Below are 24,560 nucleotides of genomic sequence, written 5' to 3'. Positions count from 1 at the left end.
CACTCTAGCCTGCGCCGACCGCCTTGGCCAGTTGCGCCACCTCGCGCCGCAGCCAGCGGTGCAGGGGCGCCTCGTCGTTGCGGCGGTGCCAGATCATGGCGAGGCGGACCTGCGGCAACTCGAAGGGCACCGGCCGCTCGACGAGGCCGAAGGCGCGCATCAGGACATGGCCGACCGATTGCGGCAGGGTCAGCAACAGGTCGCTGTCCGCCAGCACCGCCCCCGCCGCGAGGTGATGGGAGACCACGGGGCCGAGGCGGCGCTGCAGACCCCTTTCGGTCAGCAGCCGGTCGACCGCGCCGGTGCGGCTGGCGACGGCGGAAACCAGCATGTGGCGCGCGGCGAGATAGACATCGAGCGACCAGTCGCCCGCCGCCGCCGGATGGCCCGGCCGCATGACGACGCAGAACCCCTCCCGGCGCAGGAACTGCCGGGTCATGCGCGCGGGGGGATCGGGCAGCACGCCGATGGCCAGCAGCAGCGCCTCGTCGTCGATCAGGCCGACCGCGTCAGAGCGGTCGCAATGGCGGAAGGTGAGGGAAAGCCCCGGCGCCGCCGCCTCGATCCGGGCGATCAGGGCCGGCGCCAGCACCAGTTCGGCATGGTCGGACATGCCGACCGTCAGCTCCGCCTCCGCCCCCGTGGGATCGAAGGGGGCCCGGCCGTCGATGGCCATGCGCAAGCCCGAGAGCGCCGCCGCCACCGGCGCCGCCAGATCGCGCGCCCGCGCCGTCGGCTCCACCCCGCCCGGCCGGCGGATGAACAGCGGATCGCCCAACACCTCGCGCAGGCGGGCAAGGCCGTTGGAGGCGGCGGATTGCGTAAGGCCCAGCTGCGTCGCCGCCCGGCTGACGCTGCCCGAATGAAGCACGGCCTCGAACAGGCGGAGAAGATTGAGGTCCAGACGGTCGAACATCACAAACGGAAATATATATCCTCACAAACATCAATTTCAATAATGTGCGAACAAGACGCATGTTGAAGGGGTCACGGCATTCACGCCGTCCGGAGATTTCATCATGTCGACCAATACCGCCGATCTCGGCGCCTTCGTCCTCCGCGTTACCCTTGGCGTTCTCGCCTTTTCCCACGGCTTCATTCTGAAGGTGCTGACCTTCACCCCGGCCGGCACCGCCGGCTATTTCGAATCAATCGGCTATCCCGCCGCCTTCGCCTATCTGGTGATCTTCGCGGAAGTCGCGGGCGGCCTTGCCCTGATCGTCGGTTTCCTGCCGCGCCTCGCCGCCGTCGGCCTGATCCCGGTGCTGATCGGCGCGACGCTGCAGCACGCCGGCAACGGCTGGAGCTTCTCGGCGGCGGGCGGCGGCTGGGAATTCCCGGCGGCCTGGACCGTGCTGCTGCTCGCCTCGGCGCTGATCGGCCCGGGCGCCTTCGCCCTCGGCCGCAAGCTGCCCGGCAAGCTGGCCTCGCTGTAACGGCGGGCCGTGCCGCCCCCCGGTCTTGTGCCGGGGGCGCGGCGGGGCGCAAGATGACCGCGCCCGGAAAGGATTGATCATGTCGCGTATGCCCACTGTGTTCGTCGGTCACGGCTCGCCCATGCTGGCGCTGGACGACGGCGCGACCCACCGCTTCATGATGGGCCTCGGCGCCACCATGCCGAAGCCGCAGGCGATCCTTGTCGTCTCGGCCCATTGGGAAACGGCCAGCCCCCGGGTCTCGGCCGTGCTGAAACCCCGCACCATCCATGATTTCGGCGGCTTCCCCCGCGCCCTGTTCGAGATGCAATATCCCGCCCCCGGCGCCCCCGACCTCGCCGCAAGGGTCGCCCAGCTGCTGCCCGGCACCATGATCGACGAGGCGCGCGGCCTCGACCATGGCGCCTGGGTGCCCTTGAAGCTGGCCTATCCGGCGGCCGACGTGCCGGCGACCCAGCTTTCGGTGCAGACCATGGAGGGGCCGGCCCACGCCTATGCCGTCGGGCAGGCGTTGCGGCCGCTGCGGGACGAGGGCGTGCTGATTCTCGGCTCCGGCTCGCTGACCCACAATCTCCATGAATTCCGCAGTCCGGTGCAGGAACAGCCGCCCAAGCCCTGGGTCACCGCCTTCGCCGACTGGGTGGCGGAGCGGATCGCCGCCCATGACATCGACAGCCTGCTCGCCTATCGGGAAAAGGCCCCCTTCGGGCCGCAGAACCACCCGACGGAGGAGCATCTGCTGCCCCTGTTCACCGTGCTCGGCGCCCTCGACGCGGGCGAGGCGGCGGTCGCCTGGCACCGCGCCTACACCTACGGCATCCTCGCCATGGATGCCTGGGGCAGTGCGCGGGCTGCATAAGAGCCCCCGGGACGGCGCAAATGCGCCGTCTGCCCCTTCCCTCTCCGGGGCAATCGTCGTAACTCTTTCGGCCATTCCGCCGGGGAGTTGATGGATGGCGCAGGACGATACGGACTTCAGGAACCGGGCCGAGCACTGCCTCGCGTTCTGGCTCGACGTCTTCGAGGAATCGGAAGGCTTCGACGAGCTGGAACTGATCGACGGCGTGCTCCAGGCCGAGACCGAGGACGGCCGCACCTTCGTCCTGAACCGGCACAATCCCTTGCGTCAGGTCTGGCTGTCCTCCCCCGTCTCGGGCGCCCATCACTATGCCTTCGACGGGGAACGCGACGGCTGGTTCTCGACAAGGGGCGGCGAGGCGATGACGGCGCGGCTGGTGGCCGATCTCGCCGCCGTCGGCATCGAGGTGGGCGAGAATGTCTGACGCCCCCGCGGAGAAGCGCCGCGGCAATCCCATCCCCAAACTGCGCGCGCTCTGGCCCTTCATCCGTCCCTATCGCTTTCGCGTTCTCGTCGCCCTCGTCTCGCTCTTCGTCGCCGCCAGCGCGACCCTGACCATCGGTCAGGCGATCAAGCGCCTGATCGACAACGGCTTCGGCAGCGCCAACGCCGCGGGCGGCCATCTCGACATCTATTTCATCGCCCTGCTCGGCGTCGTCGTCGTGCTGGCCTTCGCCACCTATGGCCGTTTCTACATGGTGTCCTGGCTGGGCGAGCGGGTGATCGCCGACCTGCGCCGCACGCTCTATGGCCATGTCGTCAAGCTGGACGCCACCTTCTTCGAGACGACCAAGACCGGCGAGATCCTGTCGCGGCTGAATTCCGACACGATGGTGATCGAGGCTGTCGTGGGCTCCTCCGCCTCGGTCGCCCTCCGCAACCTGCTCATGTTCCTCGGCGGCTCGGCGCTGCTCGTCGTCACCTCGGTCAAGCTCTCGCTGCTCCTGTTGCTCGTCGTGCCGCTCGTCCTGCTGCCCATCCTGATCTTCGGGCGGCGGGTGCGCGGTCTGTCGCGGGCGAGCCAGGACAAGCTGGCGGATTCCGCCGCCGTCGCCAACGAGACCCTGTCCGCCGTCCATACCGTGCAGGCCTTCGGGCAGGAGACGGGCGAAGCCGCGCGCTATGGCGCCACGGTCGAAAGCGCCTTCGGCACCGCCCGCCAGCGCATCCGCACCCGCGCCTGGCTCACCGCCCTCGTCATCACCCTCGTCTTCGGGGCGATCGATCTCATCCTGTGGACCGGGGCGAGCGATGTCGCTTCCGGCGCCATGTCGGGCGGCGATCTCGCGGCCTTCGTGTTCTATGCCATCGTCGCCGCGGGCGCCCTGGGTGCCCTGTCGGAAGTCTGGGGCGACCTGCAACGCGCGGCCGGCGCGACCGAGCGCCTGCTCGAACTCCTCGCCATCGTGCCCGCCATCCGCGCGCCCGATCAGCCGCGCCCCCTGCCCGCCCAGCCGACGGGCACCATCGCCTTCGAGGGGGTGACCTTCCACTATCCCTCGCGGCCCGATCTGCCGGCGCTGCAAGACCTCAGCTTCACCGTCCGCCCGGGCGAGAGCGTGGCGCTGGTCGGCCCGTCCGGCGCCGGCAAGACCACGGTGTTCCAGCTCCTCCTCCGCTTCCACGATCCGGAAGCCGGGCGGATCACGGTCGACGGCATCGACATCCGCGAGCTGGACCCGGTTGATCTACGCCGGCTCTTCGCCCTGGTGCCGCAGGAAACCACGATATTCGCCACCGACGCCGCCGCCAACATCCGTTACGGCCGGCCGGAGGCGAGCGACGCCGAGGTGCTGGCCGCCGCCGAAGGCGCCTCCGCCCGGGGTTTCATCGAGCAATTGCCGGGCGGTTTCGCCGCGCAGCTGGGCGAGCGGGGCGTGCGCCTGTCCGGCGGGCAGAAGCAGCGCATCGCCATCGCCCGGGCCATGCTGCGCGACCCCAAGATCCTGCTGCTCGACGAGGCGACATCCGCCCTCGACGCGGAATCGGAAGTTCAGGTGCAAAGCGCCCTCGACCGCCTGATGCAGGGCCGCACCACCCTCGTCATCGCCCATCGCCTGGCGACCGTGATCAACGCCGACCGCATCATCGTCCTCGACGAGGGGCGCATCGCCGAGACCGGCACCCACGCCGAGCTGGTGGCAAGGGGCGGCCTCTATGCGAGACTGGCCGCCCTCCAGTTCGGCGAGGCGGAGGCGCGCGCCCGCCACGACTGAGATCAGATCAACCCGGGGCGAAGACCCCGGGGACATAACGAAACAATACCTGAGGAGAGAGAGATGAACAGCTGGGGCAAGCGCCTGATCGTGACGGGCGTCGCCGTCTTCGCCCTCTGCGCCGGGGGCGCCGCCCTGCTGATGGACAAGGCGGGCCAGTTCCGCGCCATCGAGGCGACGGGCGACGTGCAATGCACGGCGATCACCGGCGTCGTCGGGGCGGAGGATATCGTCGCCGACCTGTCCCGCCATCAGGCCTTCGTCTCCATCGACGACCGCCGCGCCCTGATGGCCGGCAATCCGGTGCGCGGGCGGATCGCCCTCCTCGACCTCTCGGCCGCCAACCCGGTGCCGGTCGACGTGACGCCGCCGGTGCCCGAGACGTTCCATCCCCATGGCATCAGCCTGTGGACCGACCCGGCGAGCGGCGCCCGCACCCTCTTCGTCGTCAATCATGTCGAAGGCGGGCTGAACGCCATCGGCATCAGCCGGGTGGAATTGTTCGACGTCGCCGCCGACGGCAAGCTGAGCCACAAGGGCGGGGTGATCGGCGCCGAGATGAATTCGCCCAACGACGTGCTCGCCGTCGGCCCCGAACAATTCTATGCCAGCAACGACCATGGCTCGCGCACCACGCTCGGCCTCATGGCCGAGAATTACCTCCAGCTGCCGCGCGCCAATGTGGTCTATTTCGACGGCAAGGGCTTCCGCCCGGTGGCCGATGGCATCCGCTTCGCCAATGGCCTCGGCCTCTCGCCCGACGGCAGCCGGCTCTATCTCGCCGAGACGACGGGTTTCGCCGTTCGCACTTACGCCCGCGACAGGGACAGCGGCAGCCTCACCCTGCTGTCCTCGACCCCGGTGCCGAACGGCGCCGACAATATCGACATGGCGCCCGACGGCTCCCTCTGGGTCGCCGGCCACCCCCACCTCCTCGACTTCGTCGCCCACGCCGCCGACCCCGCCAAACTCTCCCCCTCGGAAGTGCTCCGCCTCACGCCCCAGGGCGATGGCCTTAACGTCGAGACCATCCTCACCGACCCCGGCCACCTGATCTCCGGCGCCTCGGTCGCGACTTACGCGGGGCCGAAGCGGTTCCTGGTGGGGTCGGTGTTCGAGGAGAAGGTGCTGGATTGCCGGGGGCGGTGATCTTTTGTGCGTGCTGAGAGGGTAACGACCCGACAGTTCGAGCCACACCGGCCCCGCGCGGGGCCGGTGTGGCTATGCCGCCTCTGGACGGGTTTGATGGAGTTGCAAGCAACATCCCCCCAACCGGAGATGAGCATGACCACGGAGAAGAAAGTAGCACGTCGCAAGCTCAGCTTGCTTGAATTGGCGGCCGATCTCGGTAATGTCAGCAAAGCCTCAGAAAGCGGCCTGAAGCCCTGCCCATAAATGCGGCACCGTCAGCCAATTGCCATTTCAGTACACACTTGCCTGATACAGGAGGTGAGAAATTCGGCAAATGCGCCAATATAGCATTGAAATTAAATTCAACAGAATTAGGTGGCATGAATATTTTTTATCAAGAACTATTAATTTTTACCAATTCCACGCTCAATAAAATCTCGAAATCATCCATAAAAATAGTACCAATAAAATTAAATTCCAAAATCAAATTTTGATTCAGGGAATTTCAAATTTGTAATAATCTGAAACCGAATTTCCCGTAAATCCATCAAACGTAAATAAAATTTCATTCCCATTCTGCAGAAATACTTTGAATTTTAAGCGGCGCGAATCTCGCTTAGCAATCACCTCACAACTTATGGTATATGCCCCGCGCTCCACAGAATTCCCAATTAGAACTATTTTTCTATCGGTAGATTCCATTTTATTAGGCACATGATAGGTTTGCTGACCTCTTGGGCTCATAAGAAAACATCCGATATCGTTTTCTCCAGACCATGTTATAAATAATTCACTTCTATTATAAGCCAGAGCGGCATTACCTTCAAGAACTATACTAAGAAAAAATATCATATATTTGTTCAAGAACATTTTACCCCCCCCTCCATTAACCAAACATTTCTACAATTTCATTTAAATTACAAACCTAAAATCCTACTCGCTTCACTAAATGCAGCATCAATGGGAACCCGACCATTTTGAAGAACCATTCTTAAGCCAGAGGTATAAAACCCAAGCCGCTCTTCGTGAGTTCCATGGTGACTTGGACTATTGAAGTCCGTGTCCCCGATATCAAACATCTGCTTAGATATTTCTTGGATATTGACCTGCCCAGGAATATCTAAGGCACGGCACCCGGTATACCAACCAGCGAGAAAATCAGCATGCAACTCAGGACGCTTCCCTGATAGCCAATTTTGCATCTTCTTGAAAAAAACAATATGGCCAAATTCATGGGCCAGCACACCAACCAGCGCATGATCTCCCATGCTGATTGAGCTGGTCCCCTGGAATTTTCTAAACAACTCGTATATCAGTGAGATTCCAACAACAACCGTTCCATCTGGATAATCGTGCCCCATGATCTTCTCAGGAGTCGCGAAAGCATTATTGTCCGCGTATGTAAAAACCCCCGGATTAACTTGAAATAATCGCTTGAGGTAATCAAGTTCCCGATTCAGACCAGCATCTAGCACGGGAATCCCCGTAGAACTCCCGAACTGAGATCCGCCAAAAGTTGCTTGGAGCTCGCTATTCGAACGTAAGCCACAACCGTGATAGGCACGACGGGCTCGCGATGAATATTGATTCAAATCGGACTCAGGACCAAGATCTGGCCCATCGGTGCGAGCTGGCGGGAACTGCGCGAACGCCCGCGGCACAGCACAGATGCACCCGCCGCAATAAGCCCCCAAGACAGACAAGATAAAATCACGGCGATCACCCCTCATTCTGAAATCCCCCCGAATCTTAATGAAATCCTATTGTATCTTAATCCCAATGGGACAATTACCTCGAATCTCGTCGATTGACCATTACTACGTATATTACCCCACCACCGCACCCTCTCTGATTTTTCTTGATTATTAATCTTTACCTCATAACATTCTGAAATATATTTCGCAAGTTCATAGCCAAATTTCCTTGCATCCGCCTCGTCCGTCCCTTTATTTTGCGGCCAAGCGCATTCGTAACTGTAATACAACCCTCCTCGGTCATCACTAGTGCTGATTTCACATTCCTCCGCATTTGGAAGAACTACCCTCGGCATCGAAACAATAAATTCATTATCTCTTTTTGCGTCTTCTCCGTGCAGCGCACTCGGATCGGTTTGCAATTGAAATACTAAATTTTTTACAATATCACACATATCATCATCTTGCGCTTTTGAAAATCTTGAAGGAAAAAATACTAATATAATGGCGATAGCATAAATGCATTTACCATTAATCTTTCTTAGCGCCTTAATCATGCGGCATTTTATATAAATTGTTGATATCTTCATTATATTGCCTTCCTGAGATTCGATTCCGAACAACTCGTATGAAACAGATTTCACTTACATTCGATGTAACTCATTGATACATAAATATTTATAGAAACTATATAGAAAATTTTAACATAATTCCGACTAATTCTGGAGAACGTGCATATAAATGCAAATTTATTACTTTGATCTTAAATCATCAAAAGCGATTTTATCGCAATAATTGATCGCTTCCCACAAAGATAAATCCAAAATGATACAGCGTCTTCACCCCGCCGGGTGATGGGCAATTTATTTTCCTCCCGTTTTGGATTTTTTCTATCATACAGCCTCTATCATAAATCTGGAAATTTTGGAGACGCTAGAAATTTTGAGAAATTTTGGGGACGCTATATTCAATATCTGCCCGCCAAACACTAAAATGCCTTCCGACCCTATGATCCTGCTTTCACCTGAACGACGATTTGCCTTAGCCCCTCCCTCCCCCCGCCACGCTTTTGCCCAGATTCGGCCCTTCGGCGGCCCTATTGGGGGGGCATTTTCATCAGCGTTGGTCCTCAACGATGGCCCGACCGGATGTCAGGAAGACCCCCAAGCCCCCAGCCCCCTTCCTGATGTTCGGTCGGTCCGGACCGTCGGTTCCGCCGGACGCAAAAGCCCCCCCTCGTGTCCGGCGGACCACCCGATGCCCCTCCCCTTCCGAAGCTGTCGCGCCGAAACGCGCTTGATCCGCGCCGTGCCGGCACATAGCCTGCGCCGCCGGGGTTTGCCCGCGCTGGATGCCCGAATTGGATGAGCCGCATGTTGGATGAACCCGCCGTTCGGAATGCCAGGGTTGGCGCCGTCGAGGATGCCGCCGCGCCGATGATCGAGATCGTCGATCTGGTGAAACGCTTCGGGCCCTTCACCGCCGTCGACGGTGTCTCCTTCGCGGTCGGGCGGGGCGAGGTTCTGGGCTTTCTCGGGCCGAATGGCGCCGGCAAGTCCACGACCATGAAGATGGCGGCCGGTTTCCTGTCGCCGACGCGGGGCCGCATCGCCATCGCCGGCCATGACGTCGAGAACGACGCCATCGCGGCCAAGCGGGCGCTGGGCTATCTGCCGGAAGGCGCGCCGGCTTATGGCGACATGACGCCCCGCAGCTTCCTCGAATTCCTCGGCCGGGTGCGCGGGCTGGAGCGGGCGGCGCTGGCCGGGCGGCTGGCGCAGGTGGTCGACGAGATTCAGCTCGCCGCCGTGCTGGACCAGCCGATCGAGACCCTGTCCAAGGGCTTCAAGCGCCGGGTCGGCCTCGCCGGGGCGATCCTGCACGATCCGCCCTGCCTGATTCTCGACGAGCCGACCGACGGCCTCGACCCCAACCAGAAGCACGAGGTGCGCAACCTGATCCGCCGCATGGCGCCGGACAAGGCCATCGTCGTCTCCACCCATATCCTCGAGGAGGTCGAGGCGGTGTGCAGCCGGGCGGTGATCATCGACCGGGGCCGTGTCGTCGCCGACGGCAAGCCGGCCGATCTGGTCGCCCGCTCGCCCTTCCACAACGCGGTGCGCCTGCGCCTGATCGCCACCGTCGCCGATCTCGGCGCGCGGCTGGCCGACGTGGCGGGGGTGACGCGGGTGACGACGCCCGAGGGCGGCACGCCGGGGCGCGATTTCCTCGTCGTGCCGGCGCAGGGCGCCAGCATCATCGAAGGGGTGGCGGCGCGCCTGCGCCAGACCGGCATCGCCATCGAGACCATGGCGGTCGAACACGGCAAGCTGGAAGACGTCTTCCGCGACCTGACCACCAGCGACGCCGCCCGCACCGGAGCCCGGCCATGAAGTCCGTCTGTACCATCGCGCGGCGCGAGCTGGCCGGCTATTTCGCCACGCCGCTCGCCTATGTCTTCATCATCGTCTACCTGTTCCTGACCGGCATCTTCACCTTCTATGTCGGTAATTTCTTCGAGCGGGGCGAGGCCGACCTGGTGCCCTTCTTCGATTTCCACCCCTGGCTCTATCTGTTCCTGATCCCGGCCATCGCCATGCGCTTGTGGGCCGAGGAGCGGAAAAGCGGCACCATCGAATTGCTGCTGACCCTGCCGGTGCCGCTGTGGGCGGCCATCGCGGGCAAGTTCATCGCCGCCTGGGCCTTCACCGCCATCGCCCTCGCCCTCACCTTCCCGATGTGGATCACGGTGAATTACCTGGGCGAGCCCGATAATGGCGTCATCCTCGCCGGCTATATCGGCTCGCTGCTGATGGCCGGGGCCTATCTCGCCATCGGCTCCTGCCTGTCGGCGGCGACGCGCAATCAGGTGGTCGCCTTCGTGCTGACGGTCGTCGTCTGCTTCCTGTTCACGGTCTCGGGCGCGCCCATGGTGCTCGACGCCTTTTCGGGCTGGGCGCCGCAGGCGATCGTCGACACCGTCGCGTCGTTCAGTTTCCTGACCCATTTCAACGGCATCGTCGCGGGCGTCATCGAGGCGAAGGACATCGTCTTCTTCGCCTCGCTGATCCTGGCCGCGCTGGCGGCCAATGCCATCGTCATCGACATGAAGAAGGCGAGCTGATCCGATGGCCCCCACCCGCGTCCGCGTCGCCGGCGGCCTTGCGCTTGTGCTGATCGCCGCCCTGTTCCTCGCCACCAACCTGATCGTGCAGGTCGGCGGCGCCGGGCTTCGCCTCGACCTGACCGAGCGCCAGCTCTACACGCTGTCGCCCGGCACCCGTTCCGTGCTCGACAAGCTGGACGAGCCGGTGACCCTTCGCCTGTTCTATTCGGCGACCCTGTCCAACCAGTTTCCGGCGATCAAGACTTTCGCCGGGCGGGTGACCGAGCTGCTCGACGCCTTCCGGCGGGCGGGCGGCGGCAAGGTCCGGGTCGAGATCATCGACCCCATCTCCTACACGCTGACCGAGGACGAGGCGGTCGCCGCCGGCATCCAGGGGAACGACACGCCCTCGGGCGAGAGTTTCTATTTCGGCCTCGTCGGCACCGGACCCATCGGCGGGCGCGAGGTCATTCCGGTGATCACGCCCGACCGGGAATCCTTCCTCGAATATGATTTCGCGCGGATGATCGTCTCGCTGACCGCCGAGCGGAAGCCGGTGCTGGGCGTCATCTCGTCGCTGCCGCTCGATGTCGGCTTCGGCGGGCCGATGGCGGCGCTGCGCGGCCAGTCCCACCCCTTCGCGGTCTATTCCCAGCTGTCGGAGCTTTATGACGTCCGCCAGATGGCGCCCGATTTCGTCGAGATCGGCAGCCATGTCGACCTGTTGCTGATCGCCCATCCGCCCCGCCTCGGGCCGCAGCAGCTCTATGCCATCGACCAGTTCGTGATGGGCGGCGGCAAGGCCGTGGTCATCCTCGACCCCAACGCGGAAGTCGCGATGCAGGGCGCCCAGCGCGGCGCGCCCCCGCCGCAGACCGCCTCGGATATCGGGCCGCTGGCCGCCGCCTGGGGCTTCAAGGTCGACACCGAGAAGGTGGTGGGCGACGGCGACCTCGCCACCAAGGTCACGGTCGCGGGCAACCGCCGGCCGATGGATTATCTGGTCTGGCTGCGCGCCGGCAAGGCGCAGATGAACCCCGCCGACATCGTGACCGGCGACCTGAGCCAGGTGATGTTCGCGACCGCGGGCGCCATCGAGAAGCTGGACGGCGCCACCACGAACGTCGAGCCGCTGATCGAGACGACGGCCAATGCCGGCACCTTCAACCCGGTCGCCGTCCGCATGACCGGCAATCCGGAAGACCTCGCCAAACTGTTCAAGCCGGAGGACCGGCGCTTCATCCTCGCCGCCCGCGTCACCGGCCCGGCCAGGACCGCCTTCCCCGACGGCCCGCCCAAGGTCGACGAGAAGGACCAGCCGAACCCGGTCAAGCCGGGCGAGACCCCGGCCTTCGGCGCGCGCGAGCGGGCGCAGGTGAAGGACGGCAGCCTGAACCTGATCGTCATCGCCGACGCCGACGTGCTGGACGACCGCCTGTGGCTGCAGGACAGCGGTCAGGGCGCCGGGCGCCAGGCGCCGGTGCCCATCGCCGACAATGGCAATCTGATCGTGAACGCGGTCGAGAATCTGGCCGGCTCCACCGACCTGATCGCGATTCGCGGCCGGGGTCCGGCCAGCCGGCCGTTCACCGTCGTCACCGACATGAAGAAGGCGGCGGAGCAGAAATTCCTGACCCGCAGCCAGGAGCTTCAGGCCAAGCTGCAGGCGACCGAAGCCCGGATCCAGGAGCTGCGCGGCGGCGCCAATGGCGCGCGCAGCGGCGCCATCGTCTCGGCCGAGACCGAGAAGGCGCTGGCCGACGCGCGGGCCGAGGTCGCCGCCACGCGGCGCCAGCTGCGCGACGTGCAGCGCAGCCTCGATGTCGAAATCGAGCGGCTGGAAGCGAACCTGCGTTTCGTCAACATGGGGCTGGTGCCCCTCGTCGTCGCCCTCGTCGCCCTCGGTCTGTCGCTGGCCCGCCAGCGCCGGCGCCGGGCGCGGCGCGGCGTGAACTGAGGCAGAAGCCCATGCGCCGCTCCACCCTCGCCATCCTGCTGGGCTTCACCCTCGCGCTTGCCGCCGTGGGCGCCTGGCTCGTCGCCAACAAGATCGCGCAGACCAGCGCCGATCTCTCCGGCCAGCTGATGCTGCCCGGGCTGAAGGCCCGGCTGAACGATGTGACCGAAGTCGACGTCGCCGGGGCCGAAGGCCGCTTCACCCTGAAGCGCGTCGGCGCCGACCATTGGGTCATGGCCGAAAAGGGCGACTATCCGGCCGATTTCGGCAAGGTTCAGCGCCTGCTGCTCGCCCTCGCGGACCTGCGCGCCATCGAGCCGAAGACCGCGCGGCCCGACCGTTTCCACTTCATCGACGTCGAGGACATCGGCCCCGGCACCCGGGGCCTGCAGCTGACGGTGAAGGGGCCGGACGGCAGCGCCTTCGGCGACATGATCTTCGGCAAGCCGTCGTCGGTCATGGGCGCCGCCAAGGTGCCGCGCTTCTTCGTCCGCCCGGTCGGCCAGCCCCAGTCCTGGGAAGCGGAGGCCGATGTCCGGCTGGAGCGGGACGCCGCGCAATGGCTGGAACGCGATCTCGTCGTCATCTCGCCCGACCGTTTCCGCGCGGCGAGCGTGACCATCGACGGCGCGGCCGCCCGGATCAGCCGGGCGAAACCGGGCGATGTCTTCAGCCTCGACGGGCTCGACCCCGGTGCCGAGCAGGTGAAGGCAGCACGGCTGAACGCGCTGTCCGTCGCCGCCTCCTATCTCGCGCTCGAGGATGTGCAGCCGGCGGACAAGGCCCCGGCGGGCACGCCGCTGGGCCGGGTGAGCTTCGAGACCTTCGACGGCATCACGCTGACCCTCGACCTCGTCTCCATCGACGGTCAGGGCTGGGCCCGCATCGACGCCGCCTTCGATCCCGTGATCGCGGGCGAGAGCCGCCTGCTCGACCCCGCGCAGGATGCCGGCGGCCAGCCGGTGGTCCGCCCGGCGGAGGACGCGCGGGCCGAGGCCGGCGCCATCGCCGCCCGCACCAAAGGCTGGCTCTACCGCCTCGACGGCACGCGGGTCATCGACCTGACGCCGAAGCGCGCCGACCTCGCCGAGCCCAAGCCCGCGGCGCCCCCGGCGCCCGAGACGCCGACCGAAGCCGCCCCCACTGAAGCCGCCCCCGTGCCGCCGGCCCAATAAGGGGCCTTGAAGGCCGGGGGTGCCTTCCTATATCGACGTGCGCTTGGGACTCATCAATCGAGGCGGAACAGAAATGACGGCTGAAGCGATCGAAACCCGTGGCTTCGAGACGGAGGTGGCGCGCCTCCTGCACCTGATGGTGCATTCGGTCTATTCCGACAAGGACATCTTCCTGCGCGAGCTGATCTCCAACGCTTCCGATGCCTGCGACAAGCTGCGCTACGAGGCGCTGACCGATGCGTCCCTGACCGCGGACGATCCGGGCTTCCGGGTCGAGATCGCCATCGACCGCGCCGCCCGCACCCTCACCATCTCCGACAATGGCATCGGCATGTCCCATGACGAGCTGATCGCCAATCTCGGCACCATCGCCCGCTCCGGCACCTCGGCCTTCGTCGAGCAGCTGTCGGGCGACGAAAACAAGGACATGAACCTGATCGGCCGTTTCGGCGTCGGCTTCTATTCCGTGTTCATGGTCGCCGGCCGGGTCGAGGTCGTGTCGCGCCGGGCGGGCGAGGCGCAGGCCCACGCCTGGGAATCGGAAGGCACCGGCACCTACACGCTGCGCCCCGCCGAACGCGCCACGCGCGGCACCACGATCATCCTGCACATGCGCGAGGGGGAGGATGAATTCCTCGATCCCTGGCGCCTGAAGCGGATCGTGAAGACCTATTCCGACCATATCGCCCTGCCCGTGATCCTGAAGGCCGGCGCCGACGAGGGCCAGACCGAGGACGAGACGCTGAACGCCGCCTCGGCCCTGTGGACCCGGCCGAAGTCGGACATCACCGCCGAGCAATACACCGAATTCTACCGCCACGTCGGCCATGCGGTGGACGAGCCCTGGGCGACCATCCACTGGAAGGCGGAAGGCACGATCGAATATACCGGCCTGCTGTTCATCCCCGGCAGCCGGCCCTTCGACCTGTTCGATCCCAAGCGCCAGTCGCGGCTGAAGCTCTATGTCCGCCGGGTCTTCATCACCGACGATTGCGAAAGCCTGCTGCCGGGTTACATGCGCTTCGTGCGCGGCATCGTCGATTCCGCCGACCTGCCGCTGAACATCTCGCGCGAGATGCTGCAGGAAAGCGCGCTGACCGCCAAGATCCGCGCCGGTCTCGTGAAGAAGATCCTGTCGGAACTCGAAAAGCGCAGCGCCGATGTCGCCGCCTACCGGACCTTCTGGGATGCCTTCGGTCCCGTGCTGAAGGAAGGCCTCTACGAGGATTTCGAGCGGCGCGAGCAGATCCTGAAGATCGCCCGTTTCCGCAGCACCAAGTCGGGCGACGATGTGATCAGCCTCGCCGATTATGTCGCGCGGATGCGGCCGAACCAGACCGCCATCCACTTCATCACCGGCGACGCCGCCACCATCGCCTCCTCGCCCCAGCTCGAAGCCTTCAAGGCGCGGGATGTCGAGGTCCTGCTGCTGTCCGACCCGATCGACGATTTCTGGACCGGCGCCGGCCTCGATTTCGAAGGCAAGCCGTTCCAGTCCGTGACCCGGGGCGACATCGACCTGTCGCTGATCCCGGAAGCGGAAGATGCGGGCGAGAAGGCGGCGGAAGCGCCGGAAGCCGATATCGCCACCCTGATCGGCGCCGCCAAGCTCGCCCTCGGCGAGGCGGTGAAGGATGTCCGCGTCTCCAAGCGCCTGACCGACAGCGCGGTCTGCCTCGTCGCCGACGCCAACGACATGGACATGCACCTCGCCCGGCTGATGCGCGCGGCCAAGGGCACGGGTGCGGCCGACGCCCCCCGCATCCTCGAAATCAACCCGCGCCACCCGCTGGTGAAGGCCCTCGCCATCCGCGCCGCCGCGGCCGCCAGCGCCGACGACCTCGCCGATGCCGCCCATCTGCTGCTCGACCAGGCCCGCATTATCGAAGGCGAAGGCCCGCAGGACCCCATCGCCTTCGCCAGGCGCCTGTCGGACATGATGGTGCGCGCGGTCGGGTAACCACGCGTATCCCCACCTCACCCCCCGCCCTCTCCCCCCTGAAGGGCGGAGAGGGGGCCACCCGCATCTCCCTCTCCGCCCCCTGGGGGGAGAGGGTCGGGGTGAGGTGGGAAGGACGGGTCTTTCCCGGTTACAACGCTGCCCGATCAACGCCGGAGGAAGGCATGATACGCCCATCCGACATGAGCATCTTCAAGGGCAGGGAGCTGATCCCCGAGCTCACCCTGCGGCGTCCGATAGCGAACATCGAAAGAGAATTCGGTATCCTGTTCGAAAGCGATTTCGACGATCTCGATTACTTCAGGGCTCACGCCTTCCAGCTCGACGAACCCGAAACAGCGGAAGGTTTCGGCTTCGCCCTAATGCAATATCGCGGGCATGAAAACGATACGGTAACGCTATACTTTCCTTACGGTCGCGAAGACATTCGGCCGACGGGGATCGCGCGGGATGCCGGATACCAGGCCCGCCTTCTGTCGATCATGCGGGAACTCCGCGTGTCACCCGAAGAAATCGTCTGGTCCCGTCTGGACTGAACGCCTGCGCCCCCACCTCACCCCCCGCCCTCTCCCCCCAGGGGGCGGAGAGGGGGCCATGCTGCATCTCCCTCTCCGCCCCCTGGGGGGAGAGGGCGGGGTGAGGTGGGGATGCCGGGTCTTCCCCGATTACTCTGCCGCCTTCGCCATGCCCTTGGGCGGCTCGCGCCGGAACTCGGCGAGCAGGCGGGCGCGGGCGGCTTCCGCTTCCGCCACCGCTTTCATCTTCACGGGACCGAAGCCGCGAATGCGCGCAGGCAGCGCCATCAGGGCGACGGCGGCGGCGTGATTGTCCCGCGACAGGTCGCGCGCAATCTCCTCGGCGAGGGCCAGGGCCTCGTCGCGCAGGCGGCGTTCCGTCCGCCGTTCTTCCGTCCGGCCGAAGGGATCGAAGGGGGTGCCGCGCAGAATCTTGAGGCGCCGCAATAGCCCGAGAAAGCCGAAAATCCATGGCCCGAAGACATGCTTGGCCGGGCGCCCGGTCGCGGGGTCGGGCCGCGCCAGCAGGGGCGGGCTCAGGTGCAGGCTGACCTTTGCCCCCGGCTCGAACATCGCGTCCAGCTGCTGGCGGAAGGCGGGATCGGCCTGCAGGCGGGCGACTTCATATTCGTCCTTATAAGCCATCAGGCGGAACAGCCCGTCCGCCGCCGCCCGCGCCAATTCCTCGCCGCCGGGTGACACCCGCTGTTCGGCGGCGCGCAAGCGCGCGATGGCCTCCTGGTAACGCGCGGCATAACGCTCGTTCTGATAGATGGTGAGCGCCTCCGCCCGCCGCGCCACCATTTCGTCCAGACTGGAGGAGCGGCGGTGATGCGGCGGATTGGCCTTGCCCTCGGTCGCTGTCGCCGCCGTCTCGACCGCAGCGGCGTCATGGGCCCAGGCCCGGCCCCAGCGGAAGGCGTTCAGATTGTCGCGCGCCGCCGTGCGGTTCAGCGCGATCGCGGCCTCGATCGAGGCGGGAGCGACGGGCAGCAGGCCGCGCTGGCAGGCGATGCCGAGCAGGAAGATATTGGTCGCCAGCGCATCGCCGGTCAGCGCCGTCGCCAGATGGGTGGCGTCGAGATCGGCAACCGGACCGGTGCCGCAGCCCTGGCGGATCAGGTCGACCAGCAGGGGCATGGGCAGGCGCGCCTCGGCGTCATGGGTGAATTCGGCGATGCTGCCGACATGGCTGTTGACGAGGGCGGCCGTGTGGTCGAGGCGCAGGCGCAGGCGCGCGTCGGTGCCGGCGGCGACCACGGCATCGGCCGCCAGCACGAGGTCGGCGCCAAGGGCCGGGATGCGCGGCGCGGGCGGCGCCTCGCCCGGCGCACCGATCCGGATGTGACTGGTGACGCCGCCGCCCTTCTGGGCAAGGCCGGTCTGGTCGAGGACGCTGGCCTCCTTGCCCTCGACATGGGCGGCCATGGCGATCAGGGCGCCCAAGGTAACGATCCCCGTGCCACCGATGCCAAGGGCGAGGATCGACCACGGCAGGGGCGCGAGCGGCGGCGCGGGCAGGCCGGCGGGATCGGGCGCGTCGCCGCCCTTGGGATGCGGTTTTTTCAGCGCGGCGCCGTCGACCGAAACGAAACTGGGACAGAAACCCTTGAGGCAGGAATAATCCTTGTTGCAGGACGACTGGTCGATCTGGCGCTTGCGGCCGAATTCGGTGTCTACCGGCACGATGGACAGGCAGTTGGACTGCACGCCGCAATCGCCGCAGCCCTCGCATACCGCCTCGTTGATGACGACGCGGCGCAAAGGATCGGCCAGCAGGCCGCGCTTGCGACGGCGGCGCTTCTCGGCGGCGCAGGCCTGATCGTAGATGATGACAGTAACACCCGGGATTTCGCGCAGCTCGCGCTGCACGGCGTCGAGCTCGTCGCGGCCGTGGAAGCTGGTGCCGGGCGGGAAATCGGTGGGCCTGTGACGGGTGATGTCCTCGGCGACGAGGGCGATGCGCGTAACGCCTTCCGCCCGCACCTGCGCCGCGATGATCGCGGGGGTCAGCGGCCCGTCGTGATGCTGGCCGCCGGTCATGGCGACGGCGTCGTTGTAGAGGATCTTGTAGGTGACCGGCACCCTGGCCGCAACGGCGGCGCGCAGGGCCAGCAGGCCGGAATGGAAATAGGTGCCGTCGCCGAGGTTCTGGAAGATGTGTTTCGTCGCAACGAAAGGGGCCTGCCCGATCCAATTCGCCCCCTCCCCGCCCATATGGGTAAAGGTCTCGGTCGAGCGGTCCATCCAGGTCGCCATGTAATGGCAGCCGATACCGGCATGGGCCTGGCTGCCCTCGGGCACCTTGGTCGATGTGTTGTGCGGGCAGCCGGAACAGAAATAGGGTGTGCGCTTCGCGGGCGGCGGCTCGGGCGCATTGGCCCCGGTCAGGCGACGGCGGCGGTCTTCCAGCGCCTCGTCCCCGGTCAGGGCGTGCAGCCGGCGGGCGAGGGCATCGGATATCTCCACCGGCGAGAGTTCGTCGTGCGACTTGAGGAGGTGATGGCCCGCGCCGTCCCGCTTGCCCGAAACCCGGGGGCCCTGCCGGCCGTAGAGCAGGGCCTTCACCTGATCCTCGATCAGCGGGCGTTTCTCCTCGACGACGAGGATTTCCTCCAGCCCCTCGGCGAAAGCCGCCAGACCTTCCGGCTCCAGCGGCCAGACGAGGCCGATCTTGTAAATGGCGATGCCGTGCCGCGCCCGTGCCGCCTTGTCGAGGCCAAGCAGGTCGAAGGCCTGCATCAGGTCGCCGTAAGCCTTGCCCGCGGTGACGATGCCAAGGCGCGCCCCGGCCGGCCGTTCCATCACGCGGTTCAGCGGGTTGGCCCGGGCGAAGGCGAGCACGGCGGGCAGCTTGTGCAGATGCAGCCGCGCTTCCTGCGCCTGCGCCGTGTCGGGCCAGCGGATGTGCAGGCCGCCGTCCGACGGGGTGAAATCGGTCGGCCGGGCGAAGGCCTGATAGGCCGGGACGGCGGGAATGGTCGCCGAGGTATCGGCGATTTCCGACACCAGCTTCAGCGCCGCCCAGGTCCCGGCGAACCGCGAGAGGGCGATGCCGGCAAGGCCGAAGTCGATCACCTCGGCGAGGTTGGACGGCGCGAGCACCGGGATCATGGCGTCGACGAAGGCATATTCGGTCTGATGCGCCGTCGTCGAGGATTTGCAGGTGTGGTCGTCGCCAGCGATGGCGAGGACGCCGCCGAGGGGCGCCGTGCCGGCCAGATTGGCGTGTTTGAACACGTCGCCCGTGCGGTCGACCCCCGGCCCCTTGCCATACCAGAAGCCGAACACGCCATCGAACAGCGCGGGTTTGCCGAGGGCGACCTGCTGCGTGCCCCAGAGGGCGGTCGCCGCCAGATCCTCGTTCACGCCGGGCTGGAAACGGATGTTCCCGGCCTCGAGCAGCGGCTTGTTGCGCTCGAGTTCCAGATCGAAACCGCCCAGCGGCGAGCCGCGATAGCCCGAGATGAAGCCGGCGGTGTTCAGCCCGGCCGCCGTGTCGCGGCGATGCTGCTCGAGGGCGAGGCGCACCAGCGCCTGCATCCCGTTCAGATAGATCCGGCCCTCGTGACGGCGGTATTTGTCGTCGAGGGAGATGTCGGCGGGCACCAGGGTACCATCGGCCATGATCGTTCCTCCCCGATCGTTGTTTCTTGTCGTCTCCTGCATATTGGCACAGGCGGGCCACTGGACAAGTCCGCGCGGGCGCGGCACAACCCCAGCCTCGGTTCCTTTCCAAGGATGAAGCATCATGTCGATTACCCGCCTCGATCCCGGCCCCCGCATGTCGCAGGGCGTCGCCTACGGCAATCTGGTCTTCCTCGCCGGTCAGGTGGCCGAGACCAAGGCCGGCCAGTCGGTGACGGAACAGACCACCGAGATTCTCGCCCAGATCGACGCCCTGCTGGACCGCGCCGGCACCGACAAGACCCGCATCCTGTCGGCCAATATCTATCTGGCCGACATCGCCACCTTCGGCGAGATGAACAAGGTCTGGGAATCCTGGGTGGTCCCCGGCGTGACCCCGGCCCGCGCCACCATCGAGGCCAAGCTGGCCGCGCCGCAGTACACGGTCGAAATTCAGGTCGTCGCCGCGAAGAAGTAAGCTCTTTTCCGTCGCACCGTCCCGGCGCAGGCCGGGACGGGGTGACGAAAGCGGGAGGGCGCCTGTTTCGCCTTACGTCGGCGCCCTGCCGGTGAAGAACGCCGCCTCGGCCTGCAGCCAGGCGCGGAATTTGGCGATGGCGGGTTCCTCCCGCCGCTCCGGCAGGGTGACGGTCCAGTAGGAGAAGATGTTCGGCACCTCGACGTCGAACAGGCGCACCAGCCGGCCACTGGCGAGATCGTCGGCCGCCAGCACGCTGCGGGCGAGCGCGATGCCGCCGCCATTGGCCGCCGCTTCGAGCAGCACCGACGAATCCTGGATCGCGGTGCCGAATTTCAGCCCCTGCACCTCGATGCCGGCCGCACGGCACCAGATCGCCCAATCGTCGAAGGAATCGCGCAGCAGCGTGTAGCGACGCAGCTCGTCCAGCGTCTTTGGCAGGCCCCCGGCCAGCCGGGGCGAGGCGACGACATAAAGCGCCTCGCTCATCAGGAATTGCGTGTCGAGCCCGGGGTATCGCCCCTTGCCGACACGCACCCCCATGTCGATGCCGTCCCGCCGCAGATCGGCCAGTTCCCGCCCGGTGCGCATGTTCAGGACCACCTCGGGGTGCGCCTCGTGGAACCGCTCCAGCCGGGGCACCAGCCAGCGCGCGGCGAAGGAGGTGAGAACGGAAATCGTCAGCGTGCCGCTGCCCTGACGGCGCACCGCCTGCATCGCGTCATTGATGCGGGTGAAACTGACCGAGAGGGCTTCGGCCAGATGCTGCCCCGCCTCGGTCAGGGCAACGCCCCGGCCCCGGCGCTCGAACAGCGCGCTGCCCAGCAGGGCTTCCAGCGCCTTCACCTGATGGCTGATGGCGCCATGGGTGAGGTGCAATTCCTCCGCCGCGCGACTGAGCGAGAGGTTGCGCGCCGCCGCCTCGAAAGCGCGCAAAGCATTGAGCGGCAGCCGGTCCATGACCCCTCATATGTCAATTCAATTCACATATTAGCGCAATGCTTCTCCTTTGTCGAAGCACGAGAAATGGCGCATTCCTTGGCCATGAAACGAGTTCATGGAGAACGGTCATGGTCAATATCGCTCACAATAATGCCTGCTGCGCCGAGATTCCCCCGGTCGGCCTTCTCGCCCGCGTCGGGGCCGCCATCGCGCGTTATCGGGCGCGGGCGGCGCACCGCCGGGCCATGGCCGGACTGCTGGTCGCCGACCCCCGGCTGTTGAAGGACATCGGCCTCGACCGCGCGACGGTGACGGGTCACTACATGGACCCGGAAGCCGCTTTCAGGGCGCGGTCGCGGGACTGAGCGCCGCCGGCAGCCGCAGGCGGAAGATCGCCCCGCCGCCCGGCCGGTCCTCCGCCTCGGCGGTGCCGCCGTGGCGGCGCGCGACGGCGGCGACGATGGCAAGACCGAGCCCGGCATGGCCGGAGCCGCTGGGCGCCGAGGAGACGAAGGGCGTGAAGATCTGGCTGGCCCGGCCGGGGGGCAAGCCCGGCCCGCGATCCCGCACCTCGACGATCACGGCGCGGCCAGCGTCGTCCAGAGAACCCGCGACTTCGATCAAGGCGCCGGCCGGACTGAAACGCAGGGCATTGCCGACGAAATTGCGCAGGGCTTCGGCCAGCGCCTCGGCGTCGCCCAGCACCGGCAGGGTTTCCGCCCCGGCCTGCCATTCGATCTCGCAGGATTTCGCCAGGGCGAGCGGCGCATATTCGGCGACGACCGAGCGCGCCACCGCGCAGAGATCGACCGGCACCAGCGGCGCCTTGCCCTGCTCCATCCGCGCCGAGGTCAGCAGCCGCTCGACGATCTTGCCCAGGCGCTCGACATCGCCGATCAGCCGATCGGCGACGGCGCGGTCGGCAAGGCCGTCGATCCGCGCGCGCAGCACGGCGATCGGGGTTTTCAGCTCGTGGGCGGCATCGGCGATGAAGCGCCGCTCGTGCTCGAAGGTCGCCGCCACACGGTCGAAACTGTCGTTCACCGCGGCGACGAGGGGAGCGATCTCGTCCGGCACGAGGCCGACATCGAGCCGGCCGTCGCCCCGCGTCGGATCGAGCCGGGACAGACGGGCGGTGACTTCGGCCACGGGCCGCATCAGGCGCCGCACGGCGAAGAGGGCGACCACCAGCGAAATGAGCAGGGCCGGAATGGCCGTCGGGGCGATTTCCCGGGCGAATTCGTTGCCGACCCAGGAACGCATGTCGTGCCAGCTGCTGTCGCCATGGACCACGGCGAGGCGCAGCGGCAGGTCATCGAGCGCGATGGTCATGACGACGCCGTTCAGCCCGGTGCCGTCGGGCAGGCGCAGGCTGAAGATGCTGCGGCGCCATTCGCGCAGCCAGCGATCGCCGACCGCCCGATGCAGGATGCCGCCGTCATTGCCGATTTCCTCGCCGCTGGCGGGATCGAGCACCAGGAACAGCAGATCCTCGTGATCGGCCATGATGTCGCGCCAGGCGTCGCTTTCCGCGTCGAAGGACAGGTGGCCGTCGTCATCGCGCCGGATCGAATCCTCGATCACCGCCGCGACATCGTCGATACCGTCCTCGAAGCGGTTCTGCCGGTCCGCGAACCCGGAGATGGCGAAGCCGAGGGTAATGCCGGCAAGCGCGATCAGATTGGCCGCGACGAGGGCCCGGGTGATCGCCCCCGCGAGACTGCGGCGCATCACGTCGGCGCCCGCAGAACGTAGCCGACACCCCGCACGGTGACGAGTTCGACCGCCGCGCCCGATTCGGCCAGGTGGCGCCGCAGGCGGGACACCGAGGCTTCGAGGGCATTGGGCTCGACCGCGTCGTCGAGACCGTAGAGCGCCTCGAGCACCGCCTCCTTCTGCACGACGCGCCCGGCCTTGCGCAGCAGGATTTCGAGCAGCGTGGTCTCGCGCCGGGCGAGGGCGAGCGGGCGGCCGTCGACGCTGGCCTGCCGTTCGGCGGTATCGAGCGACAGCGCGCCGAGGTTGAGCACGGGCGCCAGGCGATGGCGCGGCCGGCGCAACAGCGCGCGCAACCGCGCCACCAGTTCGCCATGGGCGAAGGGCTTGCCCAGATAATCGTCGGCGCCGGCGTTCAGCCCCTCGATCCGGTCCTCGGTCGCATCGCGGGCGGTCAGGGCGAGAATGGGCAGGCCGGGCTGCAGGCGTTGCAGCACGGGCACGAAAGTGAGGCCCTCGCCGTCCGGCAGGCGCCGGTCCAGGACGGCGGCATCGAACTGAGCAAGTTCGGCGAATTCCTTCGCCTCGGCGAGGCTGGCGGCGAGATCGACGGCGAAACCGTCCCGGCGCAGGTTCTCGGCGACGACGGGGCCGAGATCGCGATCGTCCTCGACCAGAAGAATGCGCATGACGCCGAATACTCCGATCTCGTCAGGCTGTCGTCAGCCAGGCGGGCGATAGTCCCCTTCGCCGCCGGTACCCACCCCCTCCCGGCGGCAACGAGATACTACGAGGAACATATCATGCGTCACCTGTCGAGCCTTCTCGCCGTCGCGGCGGTTGCCCTGTCCGCCGGCACCGCCTTCGCTTCCGAAGACCTGTGCACCGGCACCGGCCCGCAGAAGACCGCCGACGAGGTCAAGGCCCAGTACGAAGCCCAGGGCTACAAGATCAAGAAGTTCGGCACCGAAGACGGCTGCTTCGAGATCAAGGGAACCGACGCCGCCGGCAAGAAGGTCGAGATGTACGTCAGCCCGTGGACCGGCGAGACGGTGAAGACCAAGACCTATTGACCGTCATGAATTCCGCGGCGTATCGACCCCAGTGATTGCTGGCCGCGGAAGGGTCCTGTATCTGCCACCCCTGCCCCCTCCAGGCAGGTGCAGGACCCGCCCCTTCTTGTGAAAGTCCCGTCATGTCTTCCGACCGCCTCGGTACCGTCAGCGTCTGGGATCCTCTGGTCCGCCTGTTCCACTGGTCGCTGGTCGCCTCGATCGCCATCGCCTGGTTCTCGGAAGAAGGCGAAGCCCTGCACCGCTGGTCGGGCTATGTCGCTCTCGGCCTCATCGCCTTTCGCCTCGTCTGGGGCGTGGTCGGGCCGCGCTATGCCCGCTTCACCGATTTCGTGCGCTCCCCCTTTGCCGCCCTTGCCTATCTGATCGACGAAATCAGGGGCCGTGGCCGGCGCTATCTCGGCCACAACCCGGCCGGCGGCGTCATGGTCGTGGTGCTGCTCGTGATGATCGCCGTCACCGGTATCTCCGGCTGGCTGTCGACCACCGATCGCTTCTTCGGCGACGATCTGGTCAGCGAAATCCACGAGGTGTCCGCCAACCTTCTGCTCGCCTCTGTCGGGCTTCACGTTCTCGGCGTGATCTTCTCCAGCCTGATGCACCGGGAAAATCTGGTGCGGGCCATGATCACCGGCCGCAAGGCGCCCTGAGGGAGCCGTTCGGCCGCGGAAGGCG

General features: G+C 65.9%; 23 protein-coding genes. 15 read left to right on the top strand and 8 right to left on the bottom strand.

Annotated features, from left to right (window positions below):
* Window positions 1–4 precede the first annotated feature (4 nt).
* Window positions 5–916 (bottom strand): LysR family transcriptional regulator, encoded by a 912-nt coding sequence (locus DKG74_RS06575; protein WP_109903922.1) that lies wholly within the window; start codon window positions 914–916, stop codon window positions 5–7.
* A gap of 103 nt (window positions 917–1,019) precedes the next feature.
* On the opposite strand from DKG74_RS06575, the gene DKG74_RS06570 reads away from it, so the two are divergent.
* The 5 genes from DKG74_RS06570 to DKG74_RS06550 all read left to right on the top strand — a co-directional run bounded on the left by DKG74_RS06570 (window position 1,020) and on the right by DKG74_RS06550 (window position 5,660).
* The gene (locus DKG74_RS06570; protein ID WP_109903920.1) at window positions 1,020–1,436 is read left to right on the top strand and encodes a DoxX family protein; all 417 of its coding nucleotides are present in this window, start codon (window positions 1,020–1,022) and stop codon (window positions 1,434–1,436) included.
* Window positions 1,437–1,515: 79 nt separating this feature from the next.
* Window positions 1,516–2,295, top strand: a complete 780-nt coding sequence (locus DKG74_RS06565) for a dioxygenase family protein (protein ID WP_109903918.1) — start codon at window positions 1,516–1,518, stop codon at window positions 2,293–2,295.
* A gap of 94 nt (window positions 2,296–2,389) precedes the next feature.
* Window positions 2,390–2,719: an iron donor protein CyaY gene (cyaY, locus tag DKG74_RS06560; RefSeq protein ID WP_109903916.1), complete on the top strand. Its 330-nt coding sequence runs from the start codon at window positions 2,390–2,392 to the stop codon at window positions 2,717–2,719.
* Window positions 2,712–4,511, top strand: a complete 1,800-nt coding sequence (locus tag DKG74_RS06555; RefSeq protein ID WP_109903914.1) for an ABC transporter transmembrane domain-containing protein — start codon at window positions 2,712–2,714, stop codon at window positions 4,509–4,511. The genes cyaY and DKG74_RS06555 overlap by 8 nt, the downstream gene beginning before the upstream one ends.
* 63 nt (window positions 4,512–4,574) lie before the next feature.
* The gene (locus DKG74_RS06550; protein WP_109903912.1) at window positions 4,575–5,660 is read left to right on the top strand and encodes an SMP-30/gluconolactonase/LRE family protein; all 1,086 of its coding nucleotides are present in this window, start codon (window positions 4,575–4,577) and stop codon (window positions 5,658–5,660) included.
* 477 nt (window positions 5,661–6,137) lie between these two features.
* On the opposite strand, the gene DKG74_RS21455 is transcribed toward DKG74_RS06550, so the two are convergent.
* Genes DKG74_RS21455 through DKG74_RS21445 form a run of 3 tightly spaced genes read right to left on the bottom strand, consistent with a single transcriptional unit; the run spans window position 6,138 to window position 7,926 of the window.
* Window positions 6,138–6,512, bottom strand: a complete 375-nt coding sequence (locus tag DKG74_RS21455) for a hypothetical protein (RefSeq protein ID WP_133251519.1) — start codon at window positions 6,510–6,512, stop codon at window positions 6,138–6,140.
* 47 nt (window positions 6,513–6,559) lie between these two features.
* The gene (locus tag DKG74_RS21450) at window positions 6,560–7,372 is read right to left on the bottom strand and encodes a hypothetical protein (RefSeq protein ID WP_133251518.1); all 813 of its coding nucleotides are present in this window, start codon (window positions 7,370–7,372) and stop codon (window positions 6,560–6,562) included.
* A complete protein-coding gene (locus DKG74_RS21445) occupies window positions 7,369–7,926 on the bottom strand; it encodes a hypothetical protein (protein ID WP_165837563.1) in 558 nt (185 codons plus the stop codon). Before DKG74_RS21445 ends, DKG74_RS21450 begins: the two co-directional genes overlap by 4 nt.
* Before the next feature lie 783 nt (window positions 7,927–8,709).
* On the opposite strand from DKG74_RS21445, the gene DKG74_RS06545 reads away from it, so the two are divergent.
* The 6 genes from DKG74_RS06545 to DKG74_RS06520 all read left to right on the top strand — a co-directional run bounded on the left by DKG74_RS06545 (window position 8,710) and on the right by DKG74_RS06520 (window position 16,070).
* Window positions 8,710–9,729, top strand: a complete 1,020-nt coding sequence (locus tag DKG74_RS06545; protein WP_243404043.1) for an ABC transporter ATP-binding protein — start codon at window positions 8,710–8,712, stop codon at window positions 9,727–9,729.
* Window positions 9,726–10,460 (top strand): ABC transporter permease subunit, encoded by a 735-nt coding sequence (locus tag DKG74_RS06540; protein ID WP_109903910.1) that lies wholly within the window; start codon window positions 9,726–9,728, stop codon window positions 10,458–10,460. Before DKG74_RS06545 ends, DKG74_RS06540 begins: the two co-directional genes overlap by 4 nt.
* Window positions 10,461–10,464: 4 nt before the next feature.
* Window positions 10,465–12,399, top strand: coding sequence for a Gldg family protein (locus tag DKG74_RS06535; RefSeq protein ID WP_109903908.1), 1,935 nt, complete (start codon window positions 10,465–10,467; stop codon window positions 12,397–12,399).
* Window positions 12,400–12,410: 11 nt separating this feature from the next.
* A complete protein-coding gene (locus DKG74_RS06530; RefSeq protein ID WP_109903906.1) occupies window positions 12,411–13,574 on the top strand; it encodes a DUF4340 domain-containing protein in 1,164 nt (387 codons plus the stop codon).
* Window positions 13,575–13,647: 73 nt separating this feature from the next.
* Complete coding sequence (gene htpG / locus DKG74_RS06525) at window positions 13,648–15,534, top strand: molecular chaperone HtpG (protein ID WP_109903904.1); 1,887 nt, start codon at window positions 13,648–13,650, stop codon at window positions 15,532–15,534.
* 182 nt (window positions 15,535–15,716) lie between these two features.
* Window positions 15,717–16,070 carry a hypothetical protein gene (locus tag DKG74_RS06520; protein WP_109903902.1) on the top strand — a complete coding sequence of 118 codons (354 nt, stop codon included), beginning with the start codon at window positions 15,717–15,719 and terminating at the stop codon, window positions 16,068–16,070.
* Between the two features lie 129 nt (window positions 16,071–16,199).
* On the opposite strand, the gene DKG74_RS06515 is transcribed toward DKG74_RS06520, so the two are convergent.
* Complete coding sequence (locus tag DKG74_RS06515; protein ID WP_109903900.1) at window positions 16,200–19,676, bottom strand: indolepyruvate ferredoxin oxidoreductase family protein; 3,477 nt, start codon at window positions 19,674–19,676, stop codon at window positions 16,200–16,202.
* A gap of 124 nt (window positions 19,677–19,800) precedes the next feature.
* Between DKG74_RS06515 and DKG74_RS06510 the strand changes: the two genes are divergently transcribed.
* Window positions 19,801–20,154 (top strand): RidA family protein, encoded by a 354-nt coding sequence (locus DKG74_RS06510; protein WP_109903898.1) that lies wholly within the window; start codon window positions 19,801–19,803, stop codon window positions 20,152–20,154.
* A gap of 72 nt (window positions 20,155–20,226) precedes the next feature.
* Here DKG74_RS06510 and gcvA read toward each other — a convergent pair whose 3' ends face one another.
* Window positions 20,227–21,114 carry a transcriptional regulator GcvA gene (gcvA, locus tag DKG74_RS06505; RefSeq protein WP_109903896.1) on the bottom strand — a complete coding sequence of 296 codons (888 nt, stop codon included), beginning with the start codon at window positions 21,112–21,114 and terminating at the stop codon, window positions 20,227–20,229.
* Between the two features lie 110 nt (window positions 21,115–21,224).
* On the opposite strand from gcvA, the gene DKG74_RS06500 reads away from it, so the two are divergent.
* The gene (locus DKG74_RS06500; RefSeq protein ID WP_109903894.1) at window positions 21,225–21,461 is read left to right on the top strand and encodes a hypothetical protein; all 237 of its coding nucleotides are present in this window, start codon (window positions 21,225–21,227) and stop codon (window positions 21,459–21,461) included.
* Here DKG74_RS06500 and DKG74_RS06495 read toward each other — a convergent pair.
* Window positions 21,439–22,827, bottom strand: a complete 1,389-nt coding sequence (locus DKG74_RS06495; protein ID WP_109903892.1) for a sensor histidine kinase — start codon at window positions 22,825–22,827, stop codon at window positions 21,439–21,441. The genes DKG74_RS06500 and DKG74_RS06495 overlap by 23 nt on opposite strands.
* Entirely contained in the window at window positions 22,827–23,501 is a 675-nt protein-coding gene (locus DKG74_RS06490) for a response regulator (RefSeq protein ID WP_109903890.1), read from the bottom strand. Before DKG74_RS06490 ends, DKG74_RS06495 begins: the two co-directional genes overlap by 1 nt.
* A gap of 114 nt (window positions 23,502–23,615) precedes the next feature.
* On the opposite strand from DKG74_RS06490, the gene DKG74_RS06485 reads away from it, so the two are divergent.
* Window positions 23,616–23,885 (top strand): PepSY domain-containing protein, encoded by a 270-nt coding sequence (locus DKG74_RS06485; protein WP_207779273.1) that lies wholly within the window; start codon window positions 23,616–23,618, stop codon window positions 23,883–23,885.
* 122 nt (window positions 23,886–24,007) lie between these two features.
* Window positions 24,008–24,535 carry a cytochrome b/b6 domain-containing protein gene (locus DKG74_RS06480; protein ID WP_109903888.1) on the top strand — a complete coding sequence of 176 codons (528 nt, stop codon included), beginning with the start codon at window positions 24,008–24,010 and terminating at the stop codon, window positions 24,533–24,535.
* Window positions 24,536–24,560: the final 25 nt, after the last annotated feature.

Origin of the sequence: Zavarzinia aquatilis, assembly GCF_003173035.1 — a bacterium.
Lineage (GTDB): Bacteria > Pseudomonadota > Alphaproteobacteria > Zavarziniales > Zavarziniaceae > Zavarzinia > Zavarzinia aquatilis.
The sequence above is the reverse complement of the archived record's forward strand: the minus strand, read 5'-3'. Positions and strand labels throughout refer to the sequence as shown.